The organism is Anaerolineae bacterium (assembly GCA_016931895.1).
Taxonomy (GTDB): Bacteria; Chloroflexota; Anaerolineae; order 4572-78; family J111; genus JAFGNV01.
The window spans coordinates 1-6968 of sequence record JAFGDY010000002.1 but is presented as its reverse complement, the minus strand read 5'-3'; the positions used below and the strand labels follow the sequence as shown (position 1 = coordinate 6968).

Here is a 6968-nt window from a genome sequence, read left to right as displayed (position 1 = left end):
GCCGTGGGCGCGCACGATAGCGACATCCTGTTGCAATTTCTGGTCGAAGCCCTGATGCTCTGTTTTTTGGGTGGTCTCATTGGGGTGGGGCTGGCATACAGCCTGGCAGCTTTGTTGGGGCAAGTGCCCACGTTTACCTTTACTGTTCTCATTCAGCCGGACTCCCTGGTTCTGGCCCTGGGCTTTAGCTTGCTGGCCGGCCTGATCTTTGGGATTTATCCGGCCATGCGGGCCACCCAACTCGATCCGATTGAAGCCCTAAGAACGGAATAATAGTGAATTGTGAATAGCTAATGATTAATTCTTAATGATCTTGTTCGTTCACAATTGGCTCTTCACAATTGACAATTCACAATTAATTTTGGAGAAAAACAATGAATAAAAAGAAATGGATTTGGATTTCCCTGGCGGTTATTGCCGTCTTAATTGGCCTGGGTTACTTTTTTGGCCCCAATTTACTCTCGATGACCAGGGGCGCCAATGCGCAAGGTGTTCAACCTGATGCGCCGGATCTGCCAACAACCATCATCCGTCCCGCCACGGATAACGCGCAAGTGGACGCGGCCGGTAACATTGAGGTGGTGAGTCAGTATTCGGCCATGCTGCGCGTGGCCGGGATTGTCATCGAAGTGCCCGTGGAAGTGGGCGACAACGTTGCCGTCGGCGACCTGCTGGTGGCTATGGACACCGTTGATCTGGAGCGTGCTGTCAAGCGGACCGAGTTGAATTTGACCTCTGCCCAGACCCAGTTAGATGAATTGCTTGAGGCCGCCGACCCGGCTGATATTGCCTCGGCCCAGGCCAGCTTGGCTTCGGGCCGAGAAAATCTGGCCGAGGTACAGGCCGGTCCCAGCGCCGAAGAATTGGCTGCGGCCGAAGCAACCCTGGCCGCAGCCCAAGAACGCCACCAGGAATTGGTGGATGGCGTAAGCGAAACGGAATTAATCCAACTAGGGGTTGACCTGCAAAAAAAGACCCTGGCTTTACAAAACGCTCAAGCTGACTATGACCGAGTTGCATACAAAGGCGATATCGGCGCGTCTGCCCAGGCCACAGCTTTGCAGGAGGCCACTTTTGATTACGAAGCGGCCAAAGCCGCCTACGAAGAAGCCACCGCCCCGGCCTCTGAGGCCGATTTGCAAGACGCCTTGAGCAGTATTCAAAACGCCAAACACCAATTAGACACCCTGCGCAACCAGCCCACCGAGGCTGAGTTAGCCTCAGCCGAAGCCCAGGTGGCCAGCGCCGAGGCCCAACTGGCCGACTTGCTCAACGGCGCCAGCGAGGCGGATTTGCAGGCAGCAAAAATAAACGTAGCCGAGGCTCAACTTGATCTGGAAGAGGCCCAGGACGATTTGGCCCAGACCAGACTGCTGTCGCCGATTGACGGAACCGTGTTAGCCGTGGACGTTGAAGAAGGTCAAAAAGTCAATTCCGATTCCCTCAATGCCGTTACCCTGACCGATCTGACCCAACTGGAACTGAACGTAATTGTGGCCGAAGTGGACATCCCCAAAGTTAAGTTAGGCCAGCCCGTTGAAATTGCCATTGACGCGCTGCCCAACCGCACCTTTAGCGGCACGGTCAGCCAGATTGTGCCGGTGAGCACGTCTGACAGCGGCGTAGTCAACTACCCGGTCACCATCCGCTTGGACGATGAGAATCTGGAAGGGGTGCTGCCCGGAATGACGGCCGTAGCCACTATTATAGACCAAAATGCTAAACCCGGCTGGTTGGTGCCGACCACCTCCGTCCAGGAATTTGAGGGTGAGAATTATGTGCTGGTGGTGCGGGATGGGCAGCGGCAGCGGGTCCAGGTGACAACCGGAGAGGTTCAAGGTGAGTGGACGGTGGTGCAATCGCCCGATTTAAAAGCCGGTGATGAAGTAGTAGGCCAGGTAACCTCATTCCTCGACGAGAATGAGGGGATGCAGCGTGGCTTTATGATGGGCGGTGGGCCGCCGCCTCGCTAAAGGGCCGTTGAGAATGGAGATAAATCAGATGAACTCAAATAACATATCGGTAAAGGCACTAAAGTGGACAACCGGTTATCTGTGGCCGGCAATGTTGTTGCTACTCGGGCTCATTACCATTTTTGTGCCCCAGGCAGCAGCCCAGGGGGATGACAGCCCTACTTTAACCGTCATCGCTCCGGTCTTGAGCGTGCGCACCGGCCCCGACATGACCTATGAGGTGATTGATTACCTGATGCAGGGCGAACAGGTTACGGCTATTGGCTACAATGCGACCAGCGACTGGTGGCAGGTGGAATTACCCGCTGGCAATAGCGGCTGGATCAGCGGCAAATCATACTACGTCTCCATTAAGGGCGACCCAACATATTTTGCTCCGCTCCAATCCAATAACCTGGCTGCTCCTGTACCTGCCCCCAGTTCACTACCAAGCACAATTGTGTTCCAAACCGCCAGCGGCGGCGACATTTATGCCATCAATGCCAACGGCGCCAACCTGCGTTACCTGACCACGGGCATGGACCCCGCCCTCTCTCCCGATGGGCAACAGGTGGCCTTTACCCGGTGGGTCAGTGATGGGCATGGCTCTCTGGGCAGTTTGGGCGTGATCAATATTGACGGCACGGGCGAGCGGATTATTTTGAACGATGTGCGCCAGCCCAAATCGCCCACATGGTCGCCCGATGGCCGCCGGATTGTGCTCAATTTTGTAACCGGCGGGCGTTTTGTGCCCGAATATAAATGCACCAGCCGCCGCCCCAACGACCCGCTTATGGCCGATGAAGATGGGGATTACTTTGAAATAAAAATAGAGATAGATGACGACGGTAGCAGGGAAATGAAAATTTGTTATACCCTGCTCCCCCACCCCTACTGGGGTTTGCGCGAAGTTGACGTAGCCACCGGCGCTTTTGAAGCCCTGCCCGCCGACCGTTTCTCCTATGCGGCCACCTGGAGTCCGGCCAATGATTGGCAGGTAGTTTACAACGGCGAGCAGGGCTTGGTGAGTTTGGACCTTAACCAGGCTACACGCTGGCTGCTGACCGACGACGCTAACGACTACGCGCCGGTGTTTTCGCCGGATGGCAGCCAAATTGCGGCCACTTATTGGCAAAACGATCACTGGGAAGTGCACGTAATGAACGCCGATGGCAGCAACCGCCGCCGCCTGACCGAAACGTCAATCATTACCCTGGTAGAACAGCAATTGAGGGGCGAACAGCCTCATTCTTTTAACAACGCCGCCCCCGCTTGGTCGCCCGACGGCTCGCAAATTGCTTTTATTACCGACCGCACCGGCCGGTGGGAAATTTGGGTTATGAACGCGGATGGCAGCAACCAACACCCGCTTTTTGATGCGGCCGTGCAGGCCCAGCTTGGGCTGCAATACAACGGCGTTGAAGAGCGGATGCTCAGTTGGAGTCAATGATAACTCAAAAATTCACAACTGGAAGTTTTAAATGCCCCATGAACCTACCAATTATCGCAAAACGCGCCGCAAGCAAGATCGTTTTTTGCTTATCCTGGTGTTGATTGTATTGGTAGGTATCGGCGCAGGCTTGATTTACCTTATTTGGGGATTTCAGGATGCCCTGGCCGGGCTGGCCTGTTTGTTGCCCGGCGCTGCCATTATTCTGGGGTTATGGTTTCTGCTGAATCTCATTGAAAGGTGGATGAAAGAATAGCGGACGGTCAACTGGGTAAAAAATAATAAGAGAGACGGCTACTAAGCCGTCTCTCTTATTATTTATTAAAGGATAACCTCCCATTTTTAAAATTTTTCAGGTTTTTCTCCGTTTATTTTAATCTAACCGGGGTAAACTGTAACCTGATGTTGCAAAAATTTAAATGAGGAGGATGGCCAATAGCGCCAGAAAAATTGAAATGATCAAAAAAATAGTCATTGTTATGGCGGTGATACTCATTATTGCCGTCGGGATAATTGTTTATTTGTTTCTGAAACCGCCCGAGCAGGCCAGCGGCCCCATCGAGGCCATTCCTCTGCCGGCGGCCTCCACCCCAACCATAGCCCAAATTAATCCTGCCGCCGAAACAATCGCGCCCACCACCGAGCCTGAACTTGAGACAGAAACCGGCCCGGAGACAGAGCCGGAGGCAGAATCTGGACCTGAAGCCGCCGCGCCTACAGCGACTGTTGTTCTTATGGAAGAGACAGCCATTGAAACAGAACCCGCGCCATCTGATGAAACGGCCCCAATTATTTTTGAAATCGTTCCCGCCGAATCCGAAGCCCGTTTTTATATTGACGAGGTGCTGCGAGGCGACCCCATTACCGTGATGGGGGTTACGAACCAAGTTGCCGGCCAGTTTGCCCTTGCTCCCGCCAACCTGGCGGCAACGCAGATGGGGGCCATTCAGGTGAACGCCCGCACCCTGGCTACAGATAATCAGTTTCGAAACCGGGCCATTAAAAATCGGATTTTGCTTACGGACGATTACGAATTTATCACCTTCAGGCCAACGGAATTGAACGGCCTGCCGGCAAGCGGAGCGGTAGGTGAAACTTATACCTTTCAGGTGACCGGCGAGTTGAGCATTACCGACGTGACCCGCCCCACTACCTTTGAGGTTACGGCCACTGCCGTTTCAGAGTCGCGCATCCAGGCCACCGCCACCACCGACTTTCTCTATACCGATTTTGACTTATTCATTCCCGACGTGCCGGCAGTGGATACCGTTGATGACCAGGTCCGGCTGGAAATTGAATTTGTGGCCGAAGCCATTGAATGATCAGGGGCGGTATAGTTTTTTAGATGATGTTTTTGGGTAGGGACAAGACATTGTCCTGTCCCTACCCGGCAAAAACCTAATCTGAATTTTTATAAAAAGTTCAAACACCCAAAAATGACATCCGCGGAAACCTGAGGTATCATAGAACAAAACAAAGGAACCCATGACGCCTCTATGTCTCTGCTGATTGGCCTTGACGCCAGCCGGGCGGCCCGCGCCCGGCGCACCGGCACCGAAACCTACTCGCTGGAACTCATCAATGCCCTGGCCGGGCTGGCTTCAGCGTTATGCCGGCTGCGGCTCTACACGCCTCACCCGCCCCAACATGCTCGTTGGCCGGATTCGCCCCACGTGGAAACCTGCGTGATCCCCTGGCCCAGAATGTGGACCCATTTGCGCCTGGCCGCCGAACTGCGCCGGCGTCCGCCGGACGTGCTGTTTGTGCCGGCCCATGTGCTGCCCCTCTATTGCCCGGTTCCGGCAGTGGTTACGGTTCACGATTTGGGCTACCGCCACTATCCCCACACCCATCGCCGTTTTGATCGCTGGTACCTGGATTGGACCACCCGCCGCCATACTCGCGCGGCCCGCTACATTATCGTCGACTCCCTGGCCACCAAACAGGATTTGCTTGACTTTTACGGCGCTGACCCCACCCGGATAGAAGTGGTCTACCTGGGCCGGGATGAAAGTTTGAACCGGGTAAGCAATCCCGCCGTTATCAATGGGGTTAAGGCAAAATACGGCATCCAGGGCGATTATTTGCTTTACGTAGGCACGCTGCATCCCCGCAAAAATCTGGCCCGGCTGGTGGAGGCGTTTCACGCCGCCGGGTTAAATCTGCCCGGTGTTGAAGACCTGAAGCTGGTGATTGCGGGTAAAAAGGGCTGGTTGTATAATGCTGTTTTTGAGCGGGTGCAGGCCCTGGAGTTGGCCCAACGGGTCATCTTCCCCGGTTACGTGGACGACCAAGACAAAGCCGCGTTACTCTCCGGCGCAATGGCCTACATTTTTCCTTCGTTGTACGAAGGTTTTGGCCTGCCCGTGTTAGAGGCAATGGCCTGCGGCACGCCCGTGTTGACCGGCAACACATCGTCGCTGCCGGAAGTGGCCGGAGATGCGGCTATTTTGGTTGACCCGCGCCACACCGCTGAAATTGCTGAAGGTATCGTCCAACTGGTCGCCGATACCGGTCTCCGCCAACGGCTTATTGAACGAGGTTATAACCAGGTTCAGAAATTTTCCTGGTCAAAGGCTGCCGCGCAGATATTGGAAATATTACAGAAAGCGGCGGCCGATGATTGACCGGCTGGTCATAAAAACTCTCCTTTTGACGAATTGACGAACGAGCCATGCCATCAATTCCACCCACTGCCACCATCCTCAATATTAAAGTCCACGCTCTTACTAAGGCCCACACCCTGGCTTTGATTGAAGAATTCATTGCCAGCGGTCGGCCGCATCAACTGGTTACGGCCAACCCGGAATTTGTAGTAGCGGCCCAGCGCGATGAAGAGTTCCGGCAGATCATCAACCGGGCCGCCCTGGCCCTGCCCGACGGCATTGGCTTGCTCAAGGCCGCCCGCTTTTTAAAAACAACCCTATTACCGGAAAGAGTGCCCGGCTCCGACCTGGTGGTGCAATTGGCGGAATTATCGCACCAAAAAGGGTATCGCCTTTATTTTTTGGGGGCGCAAGAAGGCGTGGCCCAAAAAGCAGTGGCCAAACTCAAACTTTGTTACCCCGGCCTGCAAGTGGCCGGTTTTTACGCCGGTTCGCCGGCTTTGGCCGAAAACGAAGCCATTGTCCGGCGCATCCTGCCCACCCATCCCGACATTTTATTGGTGGCTTATGGCGCGCCCAAGCAGGATAAATGGATTGCCCGCAACCTTGACCGGCTGCAAATTCCCGTTTGCCTGGGCGTGGGCGGCTCTTTTGATTTTATTGCCGGCGTAGCCAAACGCGCCCCCCGCTGGATGCAGCGTTTGCACCTGGAATGGCTCCACCGTTTGATCACCCAGCCCTGGCGCTGGCGGCGGATTTGGAATGCGGTTCCCCGTTTTAGCTGGCTGGTGTTTTGGAGCAAATTTAAAAACTCTAACACAAATCTAATAGTAATCTCCTGAAAATCGGGTATAATTACGGCAAAGATTTAACTTATACTAAAAACAGAATGGAACCAATACTTTTGTTAAGCGACAAGCTGAATGTCATTTCGAGGCCATAAGCCGAGAAATCTCCTTC

General features: G+C 54.3%; 7 protein-coding genes. All 7 read left to right on the top strand.

The window, feature by feature from the left end; all coding sequences use genetic code 11:
- The coding region (locus JW953_00100) for an FtsX-like permease family protein (protein ID MBN1991075.1) at positions 1 to 273 on the top strand (273 nt) is incomplete at its 5' end.
- A 101-nt stretch (positions 274 to 374) separates the two neighbouring features.
- Positions 375 to 1973: an efflux RND transporter periplasmic adaptor subunit gene (locus JW953_00095; protein ID MBN1991074.1), complete on the top strand. Its 1599-nt coding sequence runs from the start codon at positions 375 to 377 to the stop codon at positions 1971 to 1973.
- A gap of 28 nt (positions 1974 to 2001) precedes the next feature.
- Positions 2002 to 3402, top strand: coding sequence for a PD40 domain-containing protein (locus JW953_00090; protein MBN1991073.1), 1401 nt, complete (start codon positions 2002 to 2004; stop codon positions 3400 to 3402).
- A gap of 31 nt (positions 3403 to 3433) precedes the next feature.
- Positions 3434 to 3658, top strand: a complete 225-nt coding sequence (locus JW953_00085) for a hypothetical protein (GenBank protein ID MBN1991072.1) — start codon at positions 3434 to 3436, stop codon at positions 3656 to 3658.
- Between the two features lie 199 nt (positions 3659 to 3857).
- Positions 3858 to 4724, top strand: a complete 867-nt coding sequence (locus JW953_00080; GenBank protein ID MBN1991071.1) for a YceI family protein — start codon at positions 3858 to 3860, stop codon at positions 4722 to 4724.
- Positions 4725 to 4904: 180 nt separating this feature from the next.
- Positions 4905 to 6029 (top strand): glycosyltransferase family 4 protein, encoded by a 1125-nt coding sequence (locus JW953_00075; GenBank protein ID MBN1991070.1) that lies wholly within the window; start codon positions 4905 to 4907, stop codon positions 6027 to 6029.
- A 47-nt stretch (positions 6030 to 6076) separates the two neighbouring features.
- Positions 6077 to 6850, top strand: a complete 774-nt coding sequence (locus JW953_00070; GenBank protein ID MBN1991069.1) for a WecB/TagA/CpsF family glycosyltransferase — start codon at positions 6077 to 6079, stop codon at positions 6848 to 6850.
- The last annotated feature ends 118 nt before the right edge of the window (positions 6851 to 6968 follow it).

Excerpts from the sequence above, each read along its gene's own strand:
- JW953_00070 (MBN1991069.1), top strand. The coding sequence starts at position 6,077 with ATGCCATCAATTCCACCCACTGCCACCATCCTCAATATTAAAGTCCAC.
- JW953_00095 (MBN1991074.1), top strand. The coding sequence starts at position 375 with ATGAATAAAAAGAAATGGATTTGGATTTCCCTGGCGGTTATTGCCGTC.
- JW953_00085 (MBN1991072.1), top strand. The coding sequence starts at position 3,434 with ATGCCCCATGAACCTACCAATTATCGCAAAACGCGCCGCAAGCAAGAT.
- JW953_00080 (MBN1991071.1), top strand. The coding sequence starts at position 3,858 with ATGATCAAAAAAATAGTCATTGTTATGGCGGTGATACTCATTATTGCC.
- JW953_00090 (MBN1991073.1), top strand. The coding sequence starts at position 2,002 with ATGAACTCAAATAACATATCGGTAAAGGCACTAAAGTGGACAACCGGT.